The organism is Thioalkalivibrio sp. AKL10 (genome assembly GCF_000381845.1).
GTDB classification, from domain to species: Bacteria; Pseudomonadota; Gammaproteobacteria; order Ectothiorhodospirales; family Ectothiorhodospiraceae; genus Thioalkalivibrio; species Thioalkalivibrio versutus.
This window is the reverse complement of the sequence record NZ_KB907142.1, coordinates 65,937-89,314: the sequence shown is the minus strand read 5'-3', so window position 1 is coordinate 89,314 and position 23,378 is coordinate 65,937. Positions and strand designations below refer to the sequence as shown.

22 protein-coding genes and 1 tRNA gene are annotated in these 23,378 nt (G+C 67.3%); 8 read left to right on the top strand and 15 right to left on the bottom strand.

The genetic code is table 11. The features are described from left to right. Window positions 1-4: 4 nt before the first annotated feature. Genes G333_RS0100430 through G333_RS0100420 form a run of 3 tightly spaced genes read right to left on the bottom strand, consistent with a single transcriptional unit; the run spans window position 5 to window position 1,610 of the window. Entirely contained in the window at window positions 5-382 is a 378-nt protein-coding gene (locus G333_RS0100430) for a DsrE family protein (RefSeq protein ID WP_018176524.1), read from the bottom strand. A 36-nt stretch (window positions 383-418) separates the two neighbouring features. After that, a complete protein-coding gene (locus tag G333_RS0100425; protein ID WP_019627382.1) occupies window positions 419-979 on the bottom strand; it encodes a carboxymuconolactone decarboxylase family protein in 561 nt (186 codons plus the stop codon). Beyond that, window positions 969-1,610, bottom strand: coding sequence for a TetR/AcrR family transcriptional regulator (locus G333_RS0100420; protein WP_019627381.1), 642 nt, complete (start codon window positions 1,608-1,610; stop codon window positions 969-971). Before G333_RS0100420 ends, G333_RS0100425 begins: the two co-directional genes overlap by 11 nt. Before the next feature lie 65 nt (window positions 1,611-1,675). Here G333_RS0100420 and G333_RS0100415 point away from each other — a divergent pair, with 65 nt between their 5' ends. Then, window positions 1,676-2,395: a hypothetical protein gene (locus G333_RS0100415; RefSeq protein ID WP_019627380.1), complete on the top strand. Its 720-nt coding sequence runs from the start codon at window positions 1,676-1,678 to the stop codon at window positions 2,393-2,395. Window positions 2,396-2,430: 35 nt separating this feature from the next. Here G333_RS0100415 and G333_RS0100410 read toward each other — a convergent pair whose 3' ends face one another. Both G333_RS0100410 and G333_RS0100405 read right to left on the bottom strand, forming a co-directional pair. Continuing rightward, a complete protein-coding gene (locus tag G333_RS0100410; protein ID WP_019627379.1) occupies window positions 2,431-5,661 on the bottom strand; it encodes an EAL domain-containing protein in 3,231 nt (1,076 codons plus the stop codon). 237 nt (window positions 5,662-5,898) lie between these two features. Then, the gene (locus G333_RS0100405; RefSeq protein WP_018938000.1) at window positions 5,899-6,219 is read right to left on the bottom strand and encodes a high-potential iron-sulfur protein; all 321 of its coding nucleotides are present in this window, start codon (window positions 6,217-6,219) and stop codon (window positions 5,899-5,901) included. A 293-nt stretch (window positions 6,220-6,512) separates the two neighbouring features. Here G333_RS0100405 and G333_RS0100400 point away from each other — a divergent pair, with 293 nt between their 5' ends. Together G333_RS0100400 and G333_RS0100395 are read left to right on the top strand one after the other, a co-directional pair. Continuing rightward, window positions 6,513-7,055 (top strand): outer membrane beta-barrel protein, encoded by a 543-nt coding sequence (locus G333_RS0100400; protein WP_018650443.1) that lies wholly within the window; start codon window positions 6,513-6,515, stop codon window positions 7,053-7,055. A gap of 121 nt (window positions 7,056-7,176) precedes the next feature. Next, a complete protein-coding gene (locus tag G333_RS0100395) occupies window positions 7,177-9,936 on the top strand; it encodes a cation-transporting P-type ATPase (RefSeq protein WP_019627378.1) in 2,760 nt (919 codons plus the stop codon). Window positions 9,937-9,981: 45 nt separating this feature from the next. Here G333_RS0100395 and G333_RS0100390 read toward each other — a convergent pair whose 3' ends face one another. The 3 genes from G333_RS0100390 to G333_RS0100380 form a co-directional block, all read right to left on the bottom strand. Continuing rightward, window positions 9,982-12,057, bottom strand: coding sequence for a bifunctional diguanylate cyclase/phosphodiesterase (locus G333_RS0100390; protein WP_019627377.1), 2,076 nt, complete (start codon window positions 12,055-12,057; stop codon window positions 9,982-9,984). A gap of 194 nt (window positions 12,058-12,251) precedes the next feature. Beyond that, window positions 12,252-12,776, bottom strand: coding sequence for a cytochrome c (locus tag G333_RS0100385; RefSeq protein WP_019562630.1), 525 nt, complete (start codon window positions 12,774-12,776; stop codon window positions 12,252-12,254). Further along, window positions 12,776-13,315 carry a hypothetical protein gene (locus G333_RS0100380; RefSeq protein ID WP_019627376.1) on the bottom strand — a complete coding sequence of 180 codons (540 nt, stop codon included), beginning with the start codon at window positions 13,313-13,315 and terminating at the stop codon, window positions 12,776-12,778. Before G333_RS0100380 ends, G333_RS0100385 begins: the two co-directional genes overlap by 1 nt. Before the next feature lie 119 nt (window positions 13,316-13,434). On the opposite strand from G333_RS0100380, the gene G333_RS15345 reads away from it, so the two are divergent. Continuing rightward, window positions 13,435-13,857 carry a hypothetical protein gene (locus G333_RS15345; RefSeq protein WP_369772870.1) on the top strand — a complete coding sequence of 141 codons (423 nt, stop codon included), beginning with the start codon at window positions 13,435-13,437 and terminating at the stop codon, window positions 13,855-13,857. Between the two features lie 84 nt (window positions 13,858-13,941). On the opposite strand, the gene G333_RS0100370 is transcribed toward G333_RS15345, so the two are convergent. From G333_RS0100370 to ispB, 7 genes are all read right to left on the bottom strand, one after another. Continuing rightward, on the bottom strand, window positions 13,942-14,604 hold the full coding sequence (locus tag G333_RS0100370; RefSeq protein WP_019627375.1) for a class I SAM-dependent methyltransferase: 663 nt from the start codon (window positions 14,602-14,604) through the stop codon (window positions 13,942-13,944). Continuing rightward, window positions 14,605-15,681 carry an SO_0444 family Cu/Zn efflux transporter gene (locus G333_RS0100365; protein WP_019627374.1) on the bottom strand — a complete coding sequence of 359 codons (1,077 nt, stop codon included), beginning with the start codon at window positions 15,679-15,681 and terminating at the stop codon, window positions 14,605-14,607. Between the two features lie 78 nt (window positions 15,682-15,759). Continuing rightward, complete coding sequence (gene spoT, locus G333_RS0100360) at window positions 15,760-17,940, bottom strand: bifunctional GTP diphosphokinase/guanosine-3',5'-bis pyrophosphate 3'-pyrophosphohydrolase (protein WP_018146306.1); 2,181 nt, start codon at window positions 17,938-17,940, stop codon at window positions 15,760-15,762. A 12-nt stretch (window positions 17,941-17,952) separates the two neighbouring features. Next, window positions 17,953-18,228 (bottom strand): DNA-directed RNA polymerase subunit omega, encoded by a 276-nt coding sequence (gene rpoZ, locus G333_RS0100355; protein WP_018146305.1) that lies wholly within the window; start codon window positions 18,226-18,228, stop codon window positions 17,953-17,955. 37 nt (window positions 18,229-18,265) lie between these two features. Next, window positions 18,266-18,916, bottom strand: a complete 651-nt coding sequence (gene gmk, locus G333_RS0100350) for a guanylate kinase (RefSeq protein ID WP_018146304.1) — start codon at window positions 18,914-18,916, stop codon at window positions 18,266-18,268. A 101-nt stretch (window positions 18,917-19,017) separates the two neighbouring features. Beyond that, window positions 19,018-19,094 (bottom strand) — tRNA-Pro (locus G333_RS0100345). A gap of 107 nt (window positions 19,095-19,201) precedes the next feature. After that, window positions 19,202-20,170 carry an octaprenyl diphosphate synthase gene (ispB, locus tag G333_RS0100340; RefSeq protein ID WP_018167977.1) on the bottom strand — a complete coding sequence of 323 codons (969 nt, stop codon included), beginning with the start codon at window positions 20,168-20,170 and terminating at the stop codon, window positions 19,202-19,204. Window positions 20,171-20,480: 310 nt separating this feature from the next. On the opposite strand from ispB, the gene rplU reads away from it, so the two are divergent. The 4 genes from rplU (at window position 20,481) to proB (ending at window position 23,373) form a co-directional block, all read left to right on the top strand. Beyond that, a complete protein-coding gene (gene rplU, locus G333_RS0100335) occupies window positions 20,481-20,792 on the top strand; it encodes a 50S ribosomal protein L21 (RefSeq protein ID WP_018146302.1) in 312 nt (103 codons plus the stop codon). A 29-nt stretch (window positions 20,793-20,821) separates the two neighbouring features. Next, complete coding sequence (gene rpmA, locus G333_RS0100330) at window positions 20,822-21,082, top strand: 50S ribosomal protein L27 (RefSeq protein WP_017941884.1); 261 nt, start codon at window positions 20,822-20,824, stop codon at window positions 21,080-21,082. Between the two features lie 78 nt (window positions 21,083-21,160). Continuing rightward, a complete protein-coding gene (gene cgtA, locus G333_RS0100325) occupies window positions 21,161-22,243 on the top strand; it encodes an Obg family GTPase CgtA (protein WP_019627373.1) in 1,083 nt (360 codons plus the stop codon). Next, window positions 22,240-23,373, top strand: a complete 1,134-nt coding sequence (proB, locus tag G333_RS0100320) for a glutamate 5-kinase (protein WP_018176510.1) — start codon at window positions 22,240-22,242, stop codon at window positions 23,371-23,373. The genes cgtA and proB overlap by 4 nt, the downstream gene beginning before the upstream one ends. Window positions 23,374-23,378 lie beyond the last annotated feature (5 nt).

Below are 23,378 nucleotides of genomic sequence, written 5' to 3'. Positions count from 1 at the left end.
GTGATTACCAGGTCAGGACTTTGCCGGCCGACCCCAGCGAAGGCAAGGCCTGCGAGGGCGTAAGCAAGGGGAGGTCCGGGTAGGCCAGATCCGATTCATCCATTCCGTTCAGCTCAAGCGATTGCCGGCAGCCCATCATCTGGACGCCGTTGTCCATGGCGTTCTTCATGAAGTCGGCGATGCTCTTGCCGCCCTCCATGGGATGGATGTTCTCGGCGACGCCGGTTTTCAGCAGTTCCGTGGCCGGCCCGGTGAAGTACATGATGACGTTCTGTTCGCTTGCGGCGGCGGTGGCCGCCAGAAAGAAGGCCGACGGCAGACGGCGCTTGTTCTCCGGCCCGGTGATCATGATGACAACAAGATCGGCGGTTTCTTCGCTCATGTTGGTTTCTCCTTCGGGGACGTTGGGACGGCGCGGTTATGCGCCCGGTGCCGTCCAGCGCTCGCCGGCCATGGGCTCGTCGACCGGGGTGCCGGCGATGTGGTTGGTGTAGTTGGACAGCGTCTTCAGGCCGATCGCCAGGATCACCTCCAGTATCTGCGGGTGCGTGTAGCCGGCGTCCAGGAAGGCCTGCTGGGTGGCCTCGTCGACCCAGCCACGCTGTTCGATCATGGCGCGGGTGAACTGGCGCAGCGCCTCCAGCTTCGGGTCGTCGATCGGCCGGTCCTCGCGCAGCGCATCGACCACGCCGTCCGGAACGCCGGTCATGCGGCCGGTCATGCTGTGCGCGGCCATGCAGTAGTCGCATTCGTGATAGCGGCTGACCGTCAGCAACAGGGTGCACTGCTCGGTCGGGCTCATGGAGGTCTGCTGCAGCAGGGTATTGAGGGAAAGATAGGCCTCCGCCAGGGCTGGCGCGCTGGCCATCTTGCGGATCAGGTTGGGGACCATGCCGAAGGTCTGCTCGGCCTGCTCGAAGGCCGGCTTCGCGTCGGGGGCGCTGGCGGCGTCATGCAGGGGGAAGTGTTCATCGCTCATGGTGGACCTCCGGGGTCGGGTTGAGCAGGAGCGCCCCGAGCGCGGGGCCCAGGCGCAGGATCGTGGCCGGATCCTGATCGGCCTTGGCCATCACCAGGATCCCTTCCATCAGCGCCAGCCACTGTTCGGCGGCGGCCGCGGTGTCGGTTTCGGGCGGAAGCTCGCCGTTCTGTACGGCCGCGTCCAGCACGGCGCGAAAATGTGCGGTGACCGCATCCAGGTGCTTCCGGATCGCCTGGCGCAGGGCCGGGTTGTGGGTACCCATCTCCACCGCCAGGTTGCCGAAGGGGCAGCCGGGCAGCTGTCCGGATTCCGTCTGCATCCGCGCCTCGAAGGCATGGATCGCGTGGACGAACGCGTCGATGCGAGCGCGGAGCCCGTTGGCGCCCGACAGCCCGGGGATCAGCACGTCGCGCTCGAAGTCCGCGTAGAGCGCGTCCAGCATCGCCAGGGTGAGCGCCTCCTTCCCGGGGAAGAAGTGGTACAGACTGCCCTTGCGCACGCCCGCCTGCGCACAGATCTCGGCAATGCCGACGGAGGCGTAGCTGCGCGTGACAATGAGGTCGCGGGCGGCCTGCAGCAGGGCTTTGCGGCTTGCACCGCGGGTGTCTTTGGGGGTGATGGCTTCCATGTCTTTGCACACTAGTTGACCGGTCGGTAAAGTGCAAGGACGACACCTTGAACGGAGAGGAGCCAATGACGCGCGAACGGGGCATGCAGGATGGGGGCGAGGGTGGCGTGGCCATCCCGGTGCACTACGCCGAATCCTGGGTGGATGGCTTTGGGGTGCGTGGCTGGAAGCTGGATCTGCCAGGACGCGGCACGGACGTGATCGCGGCGACGCCCTTTGCCGGCGAGCGCATCCCGACGTCGGTGTTCGTGCACGACATCGTGGACCATCACTTGTGCGGATTCGCCCTGTCCGGTTATCGCGACGAGGCCGGGGCATTGATCCAGCTGGCGCAGCGCACGGGTTCCGACCCGGTCCCGGACTTCGTTCAGATTATCGACGAGGATTTGATGCCGGGCGCTTTCGAGAGCGGTGACTGGCGCGAGCTGTTGCCAGCATCGCTGGTCGCGACGGTGGAGGCCGCCGCGGATACGCGTTCCGGGATGGCGCAGTTGCGCCAGCAGTGGGGTGACGGGGTGCTGCGCGCGCTGTGGATTGCCGGGTTCGTCGAGACCGGCTGGAGACTGGCGGATGCGGCCCGTGCCGGATGGGAGCGCCACGGCCTGGAATACGCGGCCCGGGGTGCCACTGCGTTGGCGCTGCAGCGGCTGTTCGAGCGGGTTGACGCGAGCGTCCTGGAACAGGGCTGGATACAGGCGGAAGGCGAGTTCCGGGTCGCGACGGATGCCGTCGGCTTTCGTTTCGAGGGGGGTGGGGCGGAGCTCGTTGAGTGTGTGTCGAAGTGATGGACTGAGCCGCTTTCCGGAAAGGAACGCTGGGCCTATTCCGTGTCGCTCCGTTCGCGGGGGATCTCCAGGGATGGCCGGTGCAGGTGATAGCCCTGCGCCATGTCCACGCCCAGTTCGGCCAGCATCGCGAGGGTCGGGCCGTCTTCCACGCACTCGGCGACGGTGCGTTTGTCGAGACCGCGGGCGACATCGACCATCGCGCGGATGAAGGCCTGGTTGTCGCGGTTGTTGGGCAGGTCGCGCACAAACATGCCGTCGATCTTGAGGATCTGCACGCCCAGGTACTTGAGATAGGCGAAGGTGGAGAAGCCGGAGCCGAAGTCGTCCAGGCACACCGTGCAGCCGGTGTGCTGCAGCGCCTCGATGAAGCGCTGGGCGTCCTGCATCTCGGACACCGCGGCGGTCTCGGTCAGCTCGATGATCAGCCGGCGGGGTTCGACCGCATGCTGTTCCAGCTGCTGGGCGATGTACTGCGGAAGGCTGGGTTCGTCGAAGCTGCGCCCGGAGATGTTGATCGCGATGCCGGCGATCGTCGGGTCGCCGGCCAGGCGGGCGATGCTCTCGCGGATCACCCAGCGGTCGATATCCAGGATCTGGCCGGTCTTCTCCGCGATCGGGATGAACTGGCCGGGCATGGCGATCTCGTCGGGTTTGGTCGGGTCGCGCATGCGCACCAGGGCCTCCAGGTGGTGCAGGTGGCCGTCATCGATGGCGTAGATCCCCTGGTAGTGCAGCTCCAGGTGGCCCAGCTCCAGGGCCGTAGCGATGCGCTGGCTCCAGGACATCCGCTCCAGCATGTGCTCGGCGGTGTTGCGGCTGCGGTCGAATACCGCCCAGGTGTTCTTGCCCAGGTCCTTGGCCTGGTACATCGCGGTGTCCGCGTGGGCCACCAGATCTTCGACGTTGTCACCGTGCTCGGGGTAATGGGCGATGCCGATGCTGGCGGTGAGCCGGTAGTTCTGGCCGCGGAAGCGGAACGGGATCGAGGCGATCGCGCGGCCGACGCGTTCGGCCAGCTCGATCGGTTCCTGATCCGATTCGCGGTCGACCAGGATCGCGAACTCGTCGCCGCCCAGGCGGGCGAAGATGTCCTGGCTGCGCACCAGTGCCGCGATCTCGCCGGCGGCGCGTACCAGCACGGTGTCTCCGGCGCGGTGGCCGAAGGTGTCATTGATGGTCTTGAATTCGTCGAGATCGAAATACAGCAGGGCAAAGCGGCCGCTGCGGCGGCGTTCGCTGTGGATCATGTGTTCCAGGTGCTTCTGGAAGTGATGGCGGTTGTAGAGCCCGGTCAGGGCATCATGCTCGGCCAGATAGACCAGCTGCTGGGCGGTCTGGCGCTCGTGGGTCACGTCCTCGTACAGCCACAGGCGGCCGATCGTGCGCTCGTCGGTATCGTGCACCGGGTAGGAGACCTGGGTGAGGATGCGCCCGTCGTACAGGTCGACCTCGAAGCGTTCGCTGATCTCGTGGGTATCCAGCACGTGCAGCACATGGCGCGAGGCGTGGTCCGGCCGGGCGAAGCGGTGGGTGGAGTGCTCCAGCACCTCGCGTGAGGCCCGTCCCACCAATTCCAGTTGGTTGTCGATGGCCCACATCCGGCGGAAGGCCGGGTTCACGTATTCCACGCGGCCGTCGCGGTCCTCGAACAGGATGCCGATGCTCATCGCGGAGAGCAGAGCGGCCATGCGCCCCTGTTCGCGCTGGGTCAGTTCCAGCAGGCGGGATTGTTCGTCGCGCGAGGTCTCCAGCTCGGCCAGGGCCTGCAGCAACGCCTCTTCGTTGCGCTTGCGCTGGGTGATGTCGTGCGAGATCGCCACATACCGGGCCGTCTCGCCGCGGGGCGCCACCATCTGCAGGGAGATTTCGACCGGCACATCGAAGCCGTCGCGATGCCGGTGGCTGGTATCGAAGCGGAGCTGGTCGCGTACGCCCCGGCGCAGCGGCTCGATCAGCTGACGAAAGCGGCCTTCAGGGAAGTCCGGCTTGATATCAAAGGGGTGCAGGGTCAGCAGTTCCTCGCGCGGGATGCCGGTCTGGTCCACTGCTCCCTGGTTCACGTAGATGAAGCGCAGGGTCTCGACGTCGAACAGGAAGACCGCGTCCAGGGTCAGATCGAGGGTGGAGCGAAAGGCCTCCAGTTCGTCGGTCTTGGCGCGCAGGCTCTCGCTGGTGGTGACCAGTTCGCCGGCATCGATCACGTGGCCCTGGATGTACCGAAGCCGGCCCCGGTCGTCGTAGGTGCCGGCCCCGCGTTCGAATACCCAGCATACCCCCCCATCCTGCCGCATCATGCGCCACTGGATCTGAAACTGACCGGAGCGCTGAAGGCCTTCCGAGACCTCGCGCCATACCCGTTCGCGATCATCCGGATGGACCAGATCGCCGAACGTCATGCGGCCCTCGACAAAATCCCCGCGCGGGTACCCGGTGAGTTCCTCGAGCGCGCCCTCGGCATTGATCACGTCCCAGCTCGGGTTGTTGCGGCAGCGATAGACGAAGCCGTTGATGGTGTCGAGGATGCGCAGCAGGTCGTCGCCCTGCTGGGTGCCCAGGGTACGGGTCAGGCTCATCAGTGCGATGCCGGCGAGGAGGGCCGTGAACATGCGCAACAGCTGTACCGGCAGCCCGGTCGCCTCGAGGAAGTCGCCATAGGTTGGCAGCCAGCCGGGCAGCCCCGGATCGACGGTCCCCGGGAACGGGGTCAGCAGGGCATAGCCGAGGAAGGCCAGTGCCAGGGTGGCTACGGCCGGATAGTGGCGGCCATGATCGCCGGGTTGCGGGGCGCGCAGGGCGGGGCGCCGCAGCAGGAACCAGAAGGCCAGGCCGACGAGCAGCGCGCCGGGGAAGCCGACCAGGTAGCGCCCGCCATTGGCGAGGCCGCGGCCCGGATCCTCCGCCATCCCGATGACGAGCAGCAGTCCGGCGACGATGACTGGGTACAGCCACAGGGCATCCAGGCGGATGCGCGCATGGCTGGCGATCAGGGCGCGCCGTCCGAATTCCAGCAGCGGCACATAGGAGAGCAGTTGCCAGGTGGCGTTGAGCCACAGGTCCCGGGCGGGCGGATAGTGCAGGCCTGCGGCCTGCAGGAACTCGTAGGTGCCATGGACCAGGCCGAACAGGGCCAGGAGCCAGAAATGCCGGGCAAACGGCAGCGTGCCATCGCCCCGCGGCAGGACCAGGGCGATCACGCCCAGCGAGAAAAACGCCAGGCCGTAGACCAAGTAGAGGATGGTGAAAGCGGCGGGCGAGAGATCCATCAGCGGCCGACTCGCGAGTCGGGGCGTGGGTCGCCGGAGGCGATGCGGCGAGACGGCCGGGATGAGTGGTCAGGCACGCACATTCCTTTCGGCCACGTTCGGCAAGGGTGAGGCCGGTTTACGGAATTGAGGGTCTAGCTTGCGGGGAGGTGCGGCGGGGATGCAAGTCGCAGCGGGGGAGCGCTGCGGGAGGCAAGCGTCCGGCCCGGATACCCGGACCGGACGGAGGTGTCAGGATCAGGCCCCGACGTACTCGTCACACCAGCCAGCGGCGTTCACCTGAACGCCCTGGAAGTCAGCGTGGAAGCACTGGCCCCATTCGGCGTCACCGCTGCCCCAGAAGGCGCAGTTCTTGCACTTCTCGCCTTCCGAGTAGTCCTCGTGACCGGCAGCGTCTGCTGCATTGTTCACGTAGTCGTGGCGATGGCCGTCCTCGGCCTTGGGGTTGTCGGCCTTGGCCGTGGACATCCCAGCCATGCTGATCACCGGGATGGCCGCCACGGCCGCGGATGCCTGACGCAGGAACTTTCGACGATTTGCATTCGGTTGGTCGGACATGAGGTCCTCCGTTTGCTTCTGAGTGGATGGTTCTTCTTGTTGCTTGGAAGAGCGAACTTCGCCTTTTCGGATTGGGCGGGTTCACCCCCTTCGAGGCCTTCGGCCGCCGAGGGTTCCCCTGAATGTTTCAGGGATCAGGAAACCCCGTCCGGGGTCGAGCTTCGGCTGAGAGATGCAACTGCGGGGAGGAAAATTCCATTCCGGGCCACGCGTTCCGTAAGCGCGTGATGAAGATCACGCCATGCTGGGCTACCATTAGCGTCTGCTTATTCATATTGATCAGGAGGTGTGCGATGCAGCACAAGAAGACGATGTCGATGTTGGCCCTGGGTGCATTGGTGCTGGTGCCGTTCGCGCAGGCCAGCGCGGTCGAGCGCGGCATGGAGCCCAGCGTGGCCCTGCTGGGCGGGGTGGTTTCTCCGGACCTCTCCGATGCCAGTTCGGATGCGGCCTATGGCGTCGAGATCGGTGCCAACTGCCAGTTGTTTCAGCCGGCCACCGGGGTGCTGCGTCATCACTTCAGCGTGACCCGCTACAGCGACGACCCACTGAAGATGACCAGCGCGGAGATCAACAGCCACTGGATGTTCGAGCCGAACGAACGTCTGTCGCTGGGCTTCGGTCCGGGCATCGGTTACGTGCGGGCCGAGCTGGACGACGAGACGAACGGCCTGTGGGCGGCCCAGGTGGGCGGCAGCCTGAAGTACCAGCTGGATCGCCAGTGGTTCCTGGGGCTGGAGGCGCGTTACCAGTTCACCGAGAACGACCGTTTCGACGGCCGCCGCGCGGATGCCGACAACATGCGCGTGATGGGCAAGGTCGGGATGCAGTTCTGATCCGTTCGCCGATGCGGCAGGCAGGCATCCAGGGATACACCGATCAGGGTTTCCCTGGGGCTTGCCGTTCCCCGGGTGCCGGGGGACGATAGGGCAGCGCTGACATGCGAATGGGTTGCCCATGGCCGAACTTTCCGACCCCCAGTCCCCCCGCGCGGATCGCGATGTCCCGGCATGGCACAGCCAGAACGCGGATGCCGCGTTCGAACACTGGGGGACCTCGCGCGAGGGGCTGACGGCAGAACAGGCCGAGGAGCGCCTGGCGCACTACGGCCCCAATCAGTTGCGTCCGCCCGAACGGGCGGGTGTTCTCCGGCGCTTCCTGCGCCATTTCCACAATGTCCTGATCTACATCCTGCTGGTAGCCGCGCTGGGGACGGCGCTGCTGGGTCACTGGGTGGATACCGGTGTGATCCTGGCCGTGGTCCTGATCAACACGCTGATCGGGTTCGTCCAGGAGGGCAAGGCGGAGAAGGCGCTGGATGCCATCCGCCGCATGCTCTCCCCGCGCGCGCTGGTGGCGCGCGGCGGCGAGCGGCGCGAGATCCCCGCGGAGCAGCTGGTCCCGGGGGACATCGTGTACCTGCAGGCCGGGGACCGGGTACCTGCGGACCTGCGCCTGTTCGAGACCAAGAATCTGCGTCTGGAGGAGGCCGTGCTGACGGGCGAGTCAGTGGCGGTGGAGAAGGACACCGCCGCGGTAGAGTCGGAGGCGGATCTGGGGGATCGCCGCGGGATGGCCTTCTCCGGCACGCTGGTCGCCTTTGGCCGTGGTATGGGCGTAGTGGTGGCGTCCGGCGAGCACACCGAGATCGGGCGTATCTCCACCATGCTCGGCGAGGTCGAGGGGCTGGAGACGCCGCTGGTGCGCCAGATGGAGCAGTTCGGCCACTGGCTGGCCGCGGTGATCGTGGTGCTTGCGCTGGCCACCTTTGCCTTCGGCTACTGGGTGCGCAGCTATCCGCTGGACGAGATGTTTCTGGCTGCGGCCAGCCTGGCGGTGTCCACCATCCCCGAGGGATTGCCAGCGATCATGACCATTGCCCTGGCCATCGGGGTGCAGAAGATGGCGCGGTGCAATGCCATTATCCGCCGCCTGCCGGCGGTGGAGACCCTGGGTGCGGTCTCCGCGATCTGTTCCGACAAGACCGGCACGCTTACACGCAATGAGATGACCGCCCAGACCCTGCGTACGGCCACCCGCGAGATCCGCGTCAGTGGCGTGGGTTACGCGCCGCAGGGCCAGTTCTCCGAGGACGAGCGGGACATCGACCCGGACGACGACGCGCTGTTGAGCGAGGTGCTGCGCGCGGGTCTGTTGTGCAACGACGCCCAGCTGTACGAAAAGGATGGCGACTGGGTGATGGAAGGCGACCCGACCGAGGGCGCGCTGGTGACGCTTGCGCGCAAGGCCGGGTTGGACGTGCCCCTAGAGAGCAAACGCCACCCGCGCATCGATGTGATCCCCTTCGAGTCGGATCACCGCTACATGGCTACGCTGCACCACGACCATGAGGGGCACGCGCGGATCTTCCTGAAGGGCGCGCCGGAGCGCGTGCTGGAGCTTTGCAGCGAGCAGCAGGTGGATGGCGAGACCCGCGAGGCGCTGGATCCGGAACACTGGCACGCGGCGATGGAGGCGGTGGCGGCCCGTGGCCAGCGCTTGCTGGCGGTCGCGGTGCGCGAGGCCGAAGTGGACGGTGGCGAGCTGCGTTTCGACGATGTCGAGGCCGGTGGCTTCACCCTGCTGGCGCTGGTGGGCATCATCGACCCGCCGCGCGAGGAGGCCATCCGCGCGGTGGCTGACTGTCGCGCGGCGGGGATCGACGTGAAGATGATCACCGGGGACCACCTGGCCACTGCGCGGGCGATCGGTGAGCAGCTGGGGCTGGGGCGGGATGCCGAGGCGCGTGCCGGCCACGAGCTGGATGCGCTGGACGATGCCGCGCTGGCGGAGATCGCGGAGCGCACGGATGTCTTTGCGCGGACCTCGCCGGAGCACAAGCTGCGTCTGGTGAAGGCGCTGCAGACGGGCGGACGGATCGTCGCCATGACCGGCGATGGGGTGAACGACGCCCCGGCGCTGAAGCGCGCGGATGTGGGCGTGGCCATGGGCGGGAAGGGTACCGAAGCGGCCAAGGAGGCCTCGGAGATGGTGCTGGCGGACGACAACTTCGCGTCCATCGCCCATGCGGTCGAGGAGGGCCGCACGGTCTACGACAACATCCGCAAGGCGATCCTGCACATGCTGCCGACCAACGCCGGGCAGTCGCTGACCATCATGATGGCCATCCTGATGGGCCTGGCCCTGCCACTGACCCCGGTGCAGGTGCTGTGGGTCAACATGGTGACCTCGGTGACGCTGGCGATGGCGCTGGCCTTCGAGCGCGCCGAGCCGGGGGTGATGCAGCGCCCGCCCCGCGCGCCGAATGCCCCGCTGCTGTCCGGCTTCCTGCTGTGGCGCATCCCGTTCGTTGCCTTGCTGCTGTGGGCCGGCACCTTCGGGCACTTCGTCTACATGGAGAGTCTTGCCGGGGTCGCCGACGAGGTCGCGCGCACGGTGGCGATCAACACCCTGGTGGCCGGACAGGCGTTCTACCTGCTGAATCTGCGGCTGATTCACCAGCCGGTGCTACCGGGCGGGGAGCTGTTCCGCTCGCGCGCGATGTGGCTGGCGATCGGGGTGCTGGTGGTGCTGCAGCTGGCGTTCACCTATGTCCCGCTGATGCACACGCTGTTCGGGACTACCGCCATCGGTGCGGACGACTGGGCGCGCATCCTGGCTTTCGGGCTGGCGGTGTTCGTGATCGTGGAGCTGGAAAAGCTGGTGGTGCGTCAAGTGATCGCGCGCCGGCGTGGGGTGGCACCGCAGGCCGTGTGACACGCACCCCCATGCTTTTCCGAGTTCATGCAGCCGTCGGTCGTTCTACCGACAGCCCACCAGGGCATCGCCGGAAAGCAGGGCCGTGGCGCTGGCGGCGTCCACCGGTGGGGAATAGTAGTAGCCCTGGGCCAGGGTGCAGCCGAGGGCGCGCAGCGTCGCGGCGTGGGTATGGCTTTCGACGCCCTCGGCCACGGCCTCCAGACCCAGGTTGCGGGCCATGTGGATTACGGTCTGAACCAGGCGCTGGCTGTATTCGTCGTGGTCTAGCCCGGAGACGAAGCTGCGATCGATCTTGAGAATGTCCAGCGGTAGCCGGTGCAGGTAGCTGAGTGACGAGTAGCCGGTGCCGAAGTCGTCCATTGCTAGGCTGATGCCCAGGGCCTTGAGCTGGTGCAGGGTCTCGATCAGCTCGTCGAGATTGCCGAGCGTCGCGGTCTCGGTGATCTCCAGGCGCACCTGGGAGGCCGGCACCCCGGTGCCGGCAAGAATCGTCTGCACCTCGTCGACCAGTCCCGGGCGCGTGAGCTGCCGGGCGGATAGGTTGGTGCTGATGGTCAGCGGCATCTCGGGGTGGTCGATCCCCCATTGCACCAGCTGACAGCAGGCCGTGTAGAGCACCTGCATGTCGATCAGGTGGATTTGCCCGGTGTCCTCGGCGATCGGGATGAAGTCGTCCGGCGCGACCAGCGCGCCGTTGCGCTGCCAGCGCACCAGGCCCTCGAAGCCGGTGATGCAGTCCTCGCCGAGTGACACGATGGGCTGGAAGTGGACGATGAAGTCGCCGCGCTCCACCGCATGGCGCAGGTCGGTCTCGAGGGCCAGACTTTGCAGCGCCTGGGTCTGCATGCCGGGGTCGCAGAACTCGCAGCGGGCCTTGCCCAGTGACTTCGCGCGGTACATCGCCATGTCTGCCTCGCGCATCAGGTCGTCCGGCGTGGCCGGGCGCGCGGGGTCGTCCGCCGCGTTGGTCTCGCGGGCGGGGCAGCTCTGGCCGTAGGGGCGGGTGGCAATGCCGATGCTGACGGTGACGTAGATATCCTGCCCGGCGATGGTGAACGGCTCGTGCAGCACGGCCTGCAGGCGTTCGGCCACGCGCAGGGCGTCCACCGGCTCGTGCAGGCCTTCCAGCAGGATGGTGAATTCGTCGCCGCCCAGGCGCGCGAGGGTGTCGTCCGGGCGGTTGGCCTCGTCCCCCTTGGGCCGCGAGACGGTGTCGTTCTGGCGCAGGGCGTTCAGCAGGCGCCGCCCGACCCGCACCAGCAGTTCGTCGCCGGCCGGGTGCCCGAGGCTGTCGTTGACGACCTTGAAGCGGTCGATATCCACGAACAGCACGGCGAACAGGTTGAAGGGTTCGCGGGTGGCGCGGGCAATGGCATGGGCCAGGCGGTCGTGGAACAGGCGGCGGTTGGGGAGCCCGGTCAGCTGGTCATGGGAGGCGTTGTGGAGCAGGTGTTCTTCGTGGCGGTTGCGTTCGATCACGCGGCCCAGTTGCACGCCGATCTGCCACATCAGCCACAGCAAGTCGGGGTCGGTGGCGGTGGGTTCGGCGGCGAAGAACTCGAGGACGCAGGCGACCTCCTGGCCGACCATGACGGGGAACGCGAATCCGGACCGCAGGCCGCTGGCGGCGGCCTGCGGTGCCCGCGGGAAATTGTCGTCCGCGGCCAGGTTCTCGATCCATGCCGGTTCGCCGTTCGTCAGTACCCGGCCGGGTAGCCCGTGGCCACTGGCAAAGGGCGTGTTGTCGGTGTTCTCGCGGAACTCGGTGAATGGCTCGGTGGCGGCGAGGTGCCAGATGCCGGTGGGTTTCAGCTCTCTGTAGTCGCTGTTTTCGTCGTGTCGGGTCAGATAGGCATGCCCCACCGGCCAGTCGAGGTACTGCCCGATGGCCGCGAGGGCCGAGCGCAGAACATGCGCGATGGAGTCCGACTGGTTGGCCGTCGAGGCAATGGTGTTGAGCAGCTCGATCTGTTTCTGCTTGGCGTAGACGTCCTGCAGCCGGGTCTCGGCCAGGGTCTCGGCGCGGCGCCTTGCCTGGCGTTCCTGCTCGACCAGGCCTTGCAGACGGGCTTGTTCGCTAACCGCCGCGAAGTCGTTGGCGCGTCGATTCACGCGCACCCCCGGTGCTCGCTGTGACACGCGCGCTGTTTGGCATCATGCATGGGCCCCTCCCGGCCGTCCTTGTTTTACTGCATTCCCTGCCATGCGGTGACCGCGCAGCGTCTCATTCGAATGACGCCGGTACAGGCCGACTCATTCCGTGTGCATTGTATCGGGGCTGCGCGGCGGTGTGCGTATGGCTCGGCGTCGGGTTAGCCGTCGGGGTGGGTCACCCAGGGTTCGCCCATGGCCTCTTCCCAGTCGGCCTGGGTGGGGTGGTTGCGGTCGTAGCGTGTCCAGGCCTCGAAGATCTCGTCCGGCCAGTGCGACTGCAGCCAGGCGATGATCGCCTCGGCATCCGCCTCCGAGAGCGTGTCTTCGAAGCTGGGCATGGCGCCGCCACGCGCCTCGGCGCCAAAACGGATCATGTCCTTCAGTTGCCAGTATGGGTGGTGCCAGGTATGGGCGCTGCCATCCAGCGGGGGCGGCGGCAGGGTGCCGTCCAGGTTGCGCTGGCGCCAGTCCTCGGCGCCCTCGCGCTGCGCCCCGTGGCAGGCGACGCAGTGCTGCTGGTAGAGGCGCTCACCGCGCTGGAGGACCTCCGGATCGGTGGTACGCTCCAGGTGGTCGGGGGTCCCGGACGCGCCGCCGAACCCGTCGCAACCGGTCAGGCTGGCGGATGCGAGGATCAGCGCCGCGCTGCCGATCCAGGGGGTGAGCGATGGGTGTCGCCGCATCAGTCCTGAACGTCCGGCTCGCCCGCATTCCCGGCCGGTTCGTCGCCGCCGCGGAAGGCGTCACGCACCGAGCCCCAGGCCTTGCGCGAGCCGTCGCGCACGCCGCCCCAGGCGTCCTTTGCCCCGTCGCGAATACCGCCCCAGGCGCCGGAGGAGCGCTCGCGCATCTCGCTCGACCATTCGGCCAGGCGGTCACGTTCCTCGACCAGTCCGTCGTAGGCGCGTTCGCGGCGCTCGCGAGTCGCGTCGCTCAGGTCATCCCAGCCCTCGCGGAGGTTGTCGCCCAGGCGGCCGAGTTCGCGGTCCATCGCGTCCAGGGTCTCGCGGGTGCGCGAGCGGGTGGCCTCACCGGCCTCGGTGCTTTCTTCCTGGATCTCCTCGCGGGTCTCGGCCCAGGATTCGCGCAGTTCTTCCATCTCGCTGGCGGTGGTGTCGTCCTCTGCGGCCGACGCATGCTCGTCGGAGTGGAGCGGGCTTGCGGCCAGCAACAGGGCGCAAAGGCTCGTCATCAGGATGTGGCGCAGCTTGAGCAGTGTCATGGTGTCTTCCTCCCGGTCCGCGCAGGGCGGCGGACTGATCTGGTCTTTCTGCCATGGTAGGACGTTTGGCGGTCCGGTATGTTCGAGCGCAAGGAAATTTTTGCGAGAGGAACCACGGGATGCGATGGGGATGGCGGGTTGCATGGGGGTGTCTGACGGTACTGCTGGCGGGCTGTGCCACGTCCGCTTCGGCCCCGAAAGCGGGCACTGCGCCGGACGGCTGGGAGCCGGCGCCTACCGCCTTCGAGGCGCAGGTGGTGCCTTCGCAGGCGCCCACGGTGATGCCCGGTGCCGCGGTGATGGCGTGGCTGGCGGCCAGCCCCTGGCATTCTGGACTGGCGGTTGACTACGCCGGGCTGGAGATCGACCAGCCGCGTCCGGAGCGCGCCGAGGTCCGCCTGACCGGGTTGCGCGACGATGCCGTCAGTGCCTACGAATTCCGCCTGGAGCTGGACGAGGTCGAGGCGGGCTGGGTGGTGCAGTCAGTGGAGCGCCGTGCCATATGCCGCCGTGGCCTTGGCGACAGCGGCCTTTGCCTGTAAAGGCTTCGTGGAGGATTCGCCCTTGACCCGGTCCTTCTCGATGCGCTCCGGAGGCTTTGTGGTGAATCCAGAGCAGCCTCTGCTTCAGCGGCGGCGGGCCAGGGTCAGGCCGTCGCCGATGGGGGCCAGCGAGAGGTCGATGCGCTCGTCGGGATGCAGGGCGTCGTTGAAGGCGCGGATCGCGCGGGTGTCTTCGCGCTGGTCGTCCGGGTCGGCGACGGTACCGTGCCACAGGGTGTTGTCGATCAGGATCAGGCCGCCGGGACGTACCAGGCGCAGGCAGTGTTCGAAATAGTCGGGGTAGCCGGTCTTGTCGGCATCGATGAAGGCTAGATCGAAGCGACCGGTCTCGCCGGCGGCCTCCAGCGCCTGCAGCGTGTTGCGCGCCTCGCCCAGCTCGAGCCGGATGCGTCCGGCGACCCCGGCGCGCTCCCAGTAGCGCCGGGCCGTGGCGGTCCAGTCCGCGCTGTTGTCCAGGGTGACGACCTCGCCGTCCTCCGGCAGGACGAGGGCGATGGCCAGCGCGCTGTAGCCGGTGAAGGTGCCGATCTCCAGATAGCGCTGTGCGCCCATGAGCTTCGCCAGCAGCGCCATGAACTGTCCCTGCTCCGGGGCGATCTGCATGTTCGCCTCCGGCAGGCCGGCCGTTTCGGCGCGCAGCTGCGCCAGTACGTCGGGCTCGCGCAGCGAGTGCTCCAGGAGGTAGTGGTACAGCGGTTCATCGAGTCCGATGGAACGATTGGACATTTACGCGCTCCGCGGCTGTGGGTGAGGGATCAGGCGGTCCAGCCACCGGCGCAGGACCGGTGTGGCCAGGACGATCAGGATGACCAGGGTGCTCCACTCGAGCCAGGCGGGCAGCAACTCGCCGGCGGCGCCCATCTGGGTGGCGACGTCGACCCCGGTGTGGGCCAGTCCGGCGTCCAGGGCGAGCCCCAGCGCGATGGTGGTGGCTGCGATTCCAGCCAGGTAGAGCACTAGCGCCGGGGTGCCGAGTTCGCGGCGGAACACGCCCAGCGTCGCCAGGCTGGTGATCGGCGCGGCCAGCAGGAAGACCAGCACGGTGCCGGGCGAGACGCCGGCCGCGATCAGACCCACGGCGATGGGCGTGGCGGCGGTCGCGCAGAGGTACATCGGGATGCCAATGACGGCCATCACCAGCATCGCCGGCAGGCCCGAGCCCCAGGCGGCCAGGGTGGCCGGCGGGACCAGGGCGAGCAGGGCGCCGGCGACCAGCAGGCCGATCACCAGCCACAGGCGGATATCGTCGAGCACGTCGTGGAAGGCGTAGTGCAGTCCGCTGCGGAGCCGTGCGGAGAGGCGTTTTGGGGCTTCGGGCGTGGCGCAGTCCGTGTCGTTCGCGCAACATCCGCCGCAGGTGTCGGGTTCGGCCCTGGTTGCCTCCGGGGGGTCCGTCGCGGCGCGCGTGCGCCCCACCAGTAACCCCGTGGTGATGGCCGTGACGATGGCGCCAAGGGCGCGGGCCACGGCCATCACCGGGCCCAGCAGGGCGTAGCTGATGGCAAGCGAGTCCACGCCGACACCCGGCGTTCCGATCAGGAAGGCGGTGGTGGGCCCGCGACCGGCGCCGCCGCGATGCAGGGCCAGGGCGGTGGGGATGGCCCCGCAGGAACAAAGCGGCAACGGTGCACCGACGACGGCGGCACGCGCCGTGGCCGCCAGGCCGGCGCCGCCGAGCCAGCGCTGCTGGGCGGCCTCCGGGATCAGGGCCTTGACCGCGCCGGCGGCCAGCAGGCCCAGCAACAACCAGGGCGCCGCGGTGAGCGCGACGCTCAGTGTTTCGTTGAGGATGTCGGCGATCATGCCTCGATCTTCCGTTGCGCACGGGGCGCCTGCAAGAAGCCCGCCCGCCGGGTGGCGGATCAGCGGGGGCGTTGCGTGTCAGCCGCGCTGGCGCGAGATGCGCAGGACGTCGGACAGCCGCCGCAGGCCGCGCATGATCTGGGCCAGGTGCTGGCGGTCACGTACGGTCAGCAGGAAGGTCATCGCGGTGGAGTGGCCGTCCTGCTCGTTGAACGAGATGTGCTCGATGTTGGAGCCGTGATCCGCGATGACCGCGGCCATGTCGGCCAGCGCCCCGCGGCGGTTGGCGGTGCGGGTGCGTACGGCGGCGGTGAATTGCAGCTGGGGCTCATGCGACCACTCCAGCGCGATGGTGCGGTCGGACCGGTCGCGGCTCTCGTGCAGGACGTTGCGGCAGTTCTCGCGGTGAACCACCAGGCCGCGCCCGGCGCTCAACTGGCCAATGATCGGGTCGCCCGGGATCGGGTGGCAGCAACGGGCGTAATTCAGCACCAGCCCTTCGGTGCCGTTGACCGCGAGCGTGGTCGTAGTGGCGGGCTCTGTGGCGGTCGGGTCGGGGCTTTCCTTGCCGACCATCTGGCGGGCCACCAGCGAGGCCATGCGATTGCCCAGGCCGATATCGATCAACAGCGCGTCCAGGTCTTCCAGCTGCATTGCGTCCAGCATCTGGTCCAGGCGGGCCGGCGAGATGCGGGGCAGGCTGGTATCCATGGATTCCAGCGCCTTTTCCAGCATGCGCTCGCCGAGGGTGCGGGCCTCCTCGGACTGCATGGACTTGAGGCAGTGGCGGATGCCGGTGCGCGCCTTGCCGGTGACCACGAAGGACAGCCAGGCCGGGTTGGGGCGGGCGCCGGGCGAGGTGACGATCTCCACCGTCTGGCCGCTTTGCAGGCGTACCGACAGCGGGGCGAGCTGGCGATCGATCTTGGCGGCCACGCAGCGGTTGCCGACGTCCGAGTGCACGGCGTAGGCGAAGTCGATCGGGGTGGCGTCGCGCGGGAGCACGAGGATGTCGCCCTCGGGGGTGAAGGTGTAGACCTCGTCAGGGAACAGGTCGACCTTGACGTTCTCCAGGAACTCGATGGAGTTGCCGACGCTGTTCTGGATCTCGAGGACATCCTTCAGCCATTCGCGTGCCCGGCTCTGGGCCGTGCGGCTGGATTCGCTGCCGGCCTTGTACTGCCAGTGTGCGGCGATCCCGCTCTCGGCCACGCGATCCATCTCGGTGGAGCGGACTTGCACCTCGATCGGGGCGCCCTGCGGACCGAACAGGATGGTGTGCAGCGACTGGTAGCCGTTGGACTTGGGGATCGCGATGTAGTCCTTGAAACGTCCCGGAACCGGCTTGTAGAGGTTGTGCACCACGCCCAGCGAGCGGTAGCAGGTGTCCACGTCGTCGACGATGATGCGGATGGCGAAGACATCGAACACGTCTTCGAACGAGTGGTGCTTGTCGCGCATCTTGCGGTAGATGCTGTACAGGCTCTTCTCGCGCCCGGAGATGCGCCCGATGATCCCGGAAGCCTCCATGCGCGAGCAGATCGCCTGTTCGATGTTCTTCATTGGCTCGCGGCGGTTGCCGCCGGCCCGGTGTACTGCGCGTTCCAGTACCGCGGCGCGCCAGGGGTGCTTGGCCGAGAAACCGAGTTCCTCCAGCTCGCGGCGCATGGCATTCATGCCCAGGCGCTGCGCGATCGGGGCATAGATCTCGAGGGTTTCCTTGGCGATGCGGCGGCGCTTGTCCGGGCGCATCACACCGAGGGTGCGCATGTTGTGCAGGCGGTCGGCCAGCTTGATCAGAATCACCCGGATGTCGCGGGTGATCGCCAGCATCATCTTGCGGAAGTTTTCCGCCTGCGCCTCGGCCTTCGACTGGAACTGCAGGTGGGTCAGCTTGGACACGCCATCCACCAGCTCTGCGACCTCCTCGCCGAACTCGGCGCGGATACGGTCCTTGCTGGTGGCGGTGTCCTCCATCACGTCATGCAGGATGGCGGCGCTGATCGCCTGGTGGTCCATCCGCATTTCGGCCATGGTGCGAGCCACGGCGAGCGGGTGATAGATGTAGGGCTCCCCGGTCTTGCGGGTCTGGCCCTCGTGCGATTCCGCGCCCAGGAGATAGGCGCGATAGACCTCCTCGACCTCTTCCGGCTCGAGGTAGGACTCGAGCTCGGAACATAAATCGCTGATCAGGAATCGGGTCGAGTCGCCCGGTACCGAGGAGGGGGCCCCGGGCGAAGCTGGCTGCCCAGCGGCCATTCAGAAAATCTCCTAGCGCTCGTCGGCTTCCAGCTGTTCCAGATGACGGATGGTGCTGAAGTCCAGCATCTGGTTCTGGGGCCGTTCGTCGTGTTCGTCGAACACCTCGATACCCACCACGCCGGCGGCGATTTCGCGCAGGGCGATCACCGTGGGCTTGTCGTTGTCCTCGGGTACGCGGGCTTCCTTCCCGTGGGCAATGTGGCGGGCCCGGCGGGCAGCCATCAGCACCAGCTGGAAACGGTTTTCGACATTTTCGAGGCAGTCCTCGACGGTGACGCGTGCCATCGGATACTCCGGTCAGTAAATTCTTGAAACTTGCATGTTACGCCGACCCATGCGCGCCCGCCAACAGATTCCCGATCGTGGATGCGGATCGGATCTCCTGTTCCACGGTGCGCAGGCGGTTGGCGCGGAAGATACAGGCCAGATCGCGCACGGCCTGGTCGAAGTCGGCATTGACCACGGTGTAGTCGTACTCGCGGAAATGCGTGCAGTCGGATTCGGCATCCCGCAGACGGCGCTGGATCACGTCTTCCTCGTCCTGCCCGCGGCCGCGCAGGCGGCGTTCCAGCTCGTCGCGCGAGGGCGGCAGGATGAAGATGGAATGCGCATCCGGCACGGCGGCGCGCACCTGGCGCGCACCCTGCCAGTCGATCTCCAGGATCACGTCCACCCCGGCGTCCAGGCGTTCGTCGACACTGGCGAGCGCGGTGCCGTAGAAGTTGTCGAACACCTTGGCGTGTTCCAGCAGCTGGCCGTCCTCGATCATCCCGAGGAAGGTCTCGGCGCTGACGAAGTGGTAGTGCTGTCCGTCGACCTCGCTGGCGCGCGGCGTCCGTGTGGTATGCGAAACCGAGACCTCCACCGCCGTCACCGATTCAAGCAGGGCGGCGACCAGGCTGGTCTTGCCGGCACCCGAGGGCGCGGAAACGATATAGAGGGTGCCGCGAACGGCCGGGGTATTGGCGGTCATGGACGTGTCCGCAGGGCCTGAACGTGATCGGGATCTGGCCGCTTCCGGATGGGCCGCTTGAATCGGGCCACAGGCCGGAAGACCAGGGTCAAGAAGAAGGTTGGTCGGAGTGAAAGGATTCGAACCTTCGACCCCTGCCTCCCGAAGGCAGTGCTCTACCAAGCTGAGCTACACTCCGAACCGAGCCCGCTATTATGCCGAGCCTCCCGGGGCGTGTCCATGCCCCGGGCGCTGAAAATCCTATCGGTAACGGTCGACCCGCCATGCGGCGTGGGTCGCGCCGCGTCAGTGGTTGCGCCCGACGGCGAAACGGGCGAGATCGATCAGGGCCTGACGCTGGGGCGAATCGGGCAATGTGGAGATCGCCTCGATGGCGGCGTCGGTTTCGGCCTCGGCGCGAGAGCGGGTGTAGGCCAGGCCGTCGGTTCCGTGTACGGCCTGCAGCACGGCGTCGACCTGATCGCGGCCGCCTTCTTCGATCGCCCGGCGCACGACGGCCTGCTGCTCGGGGGAGCCCACGCGCAGCGCATGGATCAGCGGCAGCGTGGGCTTGCCCTCGGCGAGGTCGTCGCCCATGCGCTTGCCGGTCACCTCGTCATCGGAGGAGTAGTCCAGGACGTCGTCGATCAGCTGGAAGGCGGTGCCCAGGTGCATGCCGTAGCGGGCCAGCGCCTGCTCGTCGTGTTCCGGGCGTTCGCCCAGGATGGCGCCCAGCTGGCAGGCGGCCTCGAACAGCTTGGCGGTCTTCGACTGGATCACGTGCATGTAGCGCTGCTCGTCGACGTCGGCGTCGTGGCAGTTCATCAGCTGCATCACCTCGCCCTCGGCGATCACGTTGGTCGCGTGGGAGAGGATCTCCATGACCCGCATGGAGCCGACTTCGACCATCATCTCGAACGCGCGCGAGTAGAGGAAGTCACCGACCAGGACGGCGGCCTCGTTGCCGAAGATGTGGTTGGCGGTCTCGTTGCCGCGGCGCAGTTCGGAGGCATCCACCACATCGTCGTGCAGCAGGGTCGCGGTATGGATGAACTCCACCACCGCCGCCAGGGTCACCGGATCCTGGCCCTGCACATGGCAGGCCCGCGCTGACAGGGTGGCCAGCAGCGGTCGCAGGCGCTTGCCGCCCGAATGGATGATGTAGTGTCCGAGCTGGTTGATCAGCACCACCGGCGAGCTAAGGCGCTCGCGGATGCACTGGTCGACGGCCTGCATGTCGTCGGCCGCCAGTTCTCGGATTGCTTCAATGGGCATGGGGGTAGGCAAGCAGGCTCATGTGAGGTGGTCGTGAGGGGCGAAGGCATGCTAGGGAAACGCTGCCTAATGTACAAGTTCGGGCGCGCGTCGGAGCGGTTTGCGGGCCGGATGGGTCAAGGGCTGTTGCCGCGCGCCCCGGATCGAAAAAACGGGGTGTCCACGTGTACCCGTCCATGAGCGTTCCCGCGGCCTGGCCGCTTCCCGGCATTGACCCGAGCGAGAAGCGCTGCTAGCATTTCCGCCCTTTCGCGAGACCAGCTCCCAGTCAGCTGGTCCACACAAGGTATCGCAACGGAGTCCCAGGGAAATGTACGCGATCATCGCAACAGGTGGTAAACAGTACCGCGTCGCCGAAGGCGACGTGATTCGCATCGAGAAGCTCGAGGCCGAGGCCGGTTCCGAGGTCGAGTTCGACCAGGTGCTGATGGTCGGTGCGGGTGACGATGTCCGCGTCGGGGCCCCGCTGGTGGACGGTGGCAAGGTCACCGCCAAGGTCGAAGACCATGGCCGCGCCAAGAAGATCCACATCATGAAATTCCGGCGGCGCAAGCACTCCCAGAAGCAGATGGGACACCGCCAGCATTACACCACCGTGCGCATCACCGGCATCGCCGGCTGATCGCCGCAGGCATTCAGGAGAGCTGAACCATGGCACATAAAAAGGCAGGCGGCAGTACCCGCAACGGGCGCGATTCCGAGAGCAAACGCCTGGGCGTGAAGCGCTTTGGCGGTCAGGTCGTGCGCGCCGGCAACATCCTCGTTCGTCAGCGCGGGACGCAGTATCATCCCGGCGAGGGCGTGGGTTGTGGCAAGGACCATACGCTGTTCGCCAAGGTTGACGGCCAGGTCGTCTTCAAGGTGGGTGGCCCGCACAACCGTCGTTTCGTGAGCATCCAGCCGCAGCAGTAAGCCGGCCGGACAGCGAAGCGTTCGCGAAAAGCCCCGTTCGACGGGGCTTTTTTTGTTCTGTACTTCGGGAAGCAAGCAATGAAGTTCATCGACGAGGCCACCATTACCGTAAAGGCCGGCGACGGCGGGAATGGCTGTGTCAGCTTCCGCCGCGAGAAATACATCCCCTTTGGCGGGCCCGACGGGGGTGACGGCGGAGATGGCGGCTCCGTATGGCTGGTGGGCGACGAAGGCCTTAACACCCTGGCCGATTTTCGCTACCAGCGCCGGTTTGATGCCGAGCGTGGCGAGAACGGCAAGGGGCGCAATCGTACGGGGTCTTCCGGCGAGGATCTGGAGATCGCAGTGCCGATCGGCACTCAGGTGCGCGATGCCGAGACCGACGAGATCCTGGGTGATGTGACCCACGAGGGTCAGCGTCTGCTGGTCGCTCAGGGTGGTTTCCACGGGCTCGGCAATACCCGGTACAAGTCCTCCACCAACCAGGCGCCCCGTCAGAGCAAGCCGGGCACCCCGGGCGACCTGCGCAAGCTGTCGCTGGAGCTGATGGTGCTGGCCGACGTCGGTTTGCTGGGCCTGCCGAATGCCGGCAAGTCCACGCTGCTGGCGCGGGCCTCGGCCGCGCGCCCGAAGATCGCCGACTACCCGTTCACCACCCTGATCCCGCAACTGGGCGTGGTGCGCATCGGGGTCAACCAGAGCTTCGTGATCGCCGACATCCCCGGGCTGATCGAAGGCGCGGCCGAGGGAGCGGGTCTGGGTACGCGTTTCCTCAAGCATCTGGCCCGCACCCGCTTGCTGCTGCACGTGGTGGACGTGTCCCCGCCGGACCCGGAGGCCGATCCCCTGGTGGACCTGCGCACCGCGATCACCGAACTGGAACACCACAGCGACAAGCTGGCGGCCCTCCCGCGCTGGATTGTGCTGAACAAGAAGGAACTGCTGGATGCCGAGGAACTTGCGGCGCTGGGCGAGCGCGTGCGTGCGGACCAGGGCGAGGCGCATCCGGTGTTTACCATCTCCGCGGCGACCGGTGAGGGCGTGGACGCCCTGCTGCAGGCGGTGATGCGTCATGTCGAGGAGGCCGCGCAGGCGGCGGCCGAGGCCGATCGGCGGGGTGCGACAGGGACGCCGGAGGACAAGCCGGAGGACCCCGCGTGACAGCGTCTGCCACACGGGCGCTCCCCGCCATTCGCCGGGTCGTCGTCAAGATTGGCAGCGCGCTGATCACCGCCGATGGCGCCGGGCTCGACCGCCCGGCGCTGGAGTCCTGGGCGCACCAGATCGCGGCGCTGCGCCGGCGCGGGCTGGAGGTGATCCTGGTCTCCAGCGGGGCGGTGGCCGAGGGCATGCGTCGGCTGGGCATGACCGAGCGCCCGCACCAGTTGCACCACGTGCAGGCCGCCGCTGCGGTCGGGCAGATGGGCCTGGTTCAGGCCTACGAGCGCGAGTTCGCCAGCCACGATCTGCATGCGGCGCAGGTCCTGCTGACCCACGATGACCTCGCCGACCGCTCGCGCTACCTGAATGCCCGCAGCACCATGCTGGCCCTGCTCGAGATGGGCACGATCCCGGTGGTCAACGAGAACGACACCGTGGCCTACGAGGAGATCCGGCTCGGCGACAACGATACCCTGGCCGCGCTGGTGGCCAACCTGGTGGTGGCCGACCTGCTGCTGATCCTGACCGACCAGGATGGCCTGTTCGATCGCGATCCGCGCAAGCATGCGGATGCCCGCTTGATCCAGGAGGGCCGGGCCTCGGATGCCGGGCTTCACCGCTATGTGGCAGCCGATTTCGGTCGCCTGGGCCGGGGTGGCATGGCAACCAAGCTGCTGGCTGCCGAACGCGCGGCCCGTTCCGGCACGCATACCGTGATTGCCTCCGGACGCGAGGCGCAGGTGATGGGGCGGGTACTGAAGGGCGAAGCACTGGGCACCTGGCTAAAGCCGGACCGCGAACCGCTGGCGGCGCGCAAGCGCTGGCTGGCGGACCAGCTGCACTCGCGCGGTCAGCTGCAGCTGGACGCCGGGGCCGCACGCGTGCTGCGCGAATCGGGGAGCAGCCTGCTACCGGTAGGTGTGGTCAGCGTCGAGGGGGATTTTCGCCGCGGCGAGGTCGTGACCTGCGTGGATCCGGACGGGACCGCCGTGGCACGGGGGCTTACGAACTACGCGGCCAGCGAGATTCAGCGTATCCGCGGCCAGCGTGCCGATCGCATCGAGGCCGAGCTCGGCTACCTGCTCGAGCCGGAGCTGATCCATCGGGACAATCTCGTCCTGCTCTCCTGACTGCC

Excerpts from the sequence above, each read along its gene's own strand:
- spoT (WP_018146306.1), bottom strand. The coding sequence starts at position 17,940 with ATGGCCGCTGGGCAGCCAGCTTCGCCCGGGGCCCCCTCCTCGGTACCG.
- G333_RS0100425 (WP_019627382.1), bottom strand. The coding sequence starts at position 979 with ATGAGCGATGAACACTTCCCCCTGCATGACGCCGCCAGCGCCCCCGAC.
- gmk (WP_018146304.1), bottom strand. The coding sequence starts at position 18,916 with ATGACCGCCAATACCCCGGCCGTTCGCGGCACCCTCTATATCGTTTCC.
- rpmA (WP_017941884.1), top strand. The coding sequence starts at position 20,822 with ATGGCACATAAAAAGGCAGGCGGCAGTACCCGCAACGGGCGCGATTCC.
- G333_RS0100430 (WP_018176524.1), bottom strand. The coding sequence starts at position 382 with ATGAGCGAAGAAACCGCCGATCTTGTTGTCATCATGATCACCGGGCCG.
- rpoZ (WP_018146305.1), bottom strand. The coding sequence starts at position 18,228 with ATGGCACGCGTCACCGTCGAGGACTGCCTCGAAAATGTCGAAAACCGT.
- G333_RS0100410 (WP_019627379.1), bottom strand. The coding sequence starts at position 5,661 with ATGGATCTCTCGCCCGCCGCTTTCACCATCCTCTACTTGGTCTACGGC.
- G333_RS0100415 (WP_019627380.1), top strand. The coding sequence starts at position 1,676 with ATGACGCGCGAACGGGGCATGCAGGATGGGGGCGAGGGTGGCGTGGCC.
- G333_RS0100400 (WP_018650443.1), top strand. The coding sequence starts at position 6,513 with ATGCAGCACAAGAAGACGATGTCGATGTTGGCCCTGGGTGCATTGGTG.
- G333_RS0100380 (WP_019627376.1), bottom strand. The coding sequence starts at position 13,315 with ATGACACTGCTCAAGCTGCGCCACATCCTGATGACGAGCCTTTGCGCC.
- G333_RS0100365 (WP_019627374.1), bottom strand. The coding sequence starts at position 15,681 with ATGATCGCCGACATCCTCAACGAAACACTGAGCGTCGCGCTCACCGCG.
- G333_RS0100385 (WP_019562630.1), bottom strand. The coding sequence starts at position 12,776 with ATGCGGCGACACCCATCGCTCACCCCCTGGATCGGCAGCGCGGCGCTG.
- G333_RS15345 (WP_369772870.1), top strand. The coding sequence starts at position 13,435 with ATGCGATGGGGATGGCGGGTTGCATGGGGGTGTCTGACGGTACTGCTG.
- ispB (WP_018167977.1), bottom strand. The coding sequence starts at position 20,170 with ATGCCCATTGAAGCAATCCGAGAACTGGCGGCCGACGACATGCAGGCC.
- G333_RS0100420 (WP_019627381.1), bottom strand. The coding sequence starts at position 1,610 with ATGGAAGCCATCACCCCCAAAGACACCCGCGGTGCAAGCCGCAAAGCC.
- cgtA (WP_019627373.1), top strand. The coding sequence starts at position 21,161 with ATGAAGTTCATCGACGAGGCCACCATTACCGTAAAGGCCGGCGACGGC.
- rplU (WP_018146302.1), top strand. The coding sequence starts at position 20,481 with ATGTACGCGATCATCGCAACAGGTGGTAAACAGTACCGCGTCGCCGAA.
- G333_RS0100395 (WP_019627378.1), top strand. The coding sequence starts at position 7,177 with ATGGCCGAACTTTCCGACCCCCAGTCCCCCCGCGCGGATCGCGATGTC.
- G333_RS0100370 (WP_019627375.1), bottom strand. The coding sequence starts at position 14,604 with ATGTCCAATCGTTCCATCGGACTCGATGAACCGCTGTACCACTACCTC.
- G333_RS0100405 (WP_018938000.1), bottom strand. The coding sequence starts at position 6,219 with ATGTCCGACCAACCGAATGCAAATCGTCGAAAGTTCCTGCGTCAGGCA.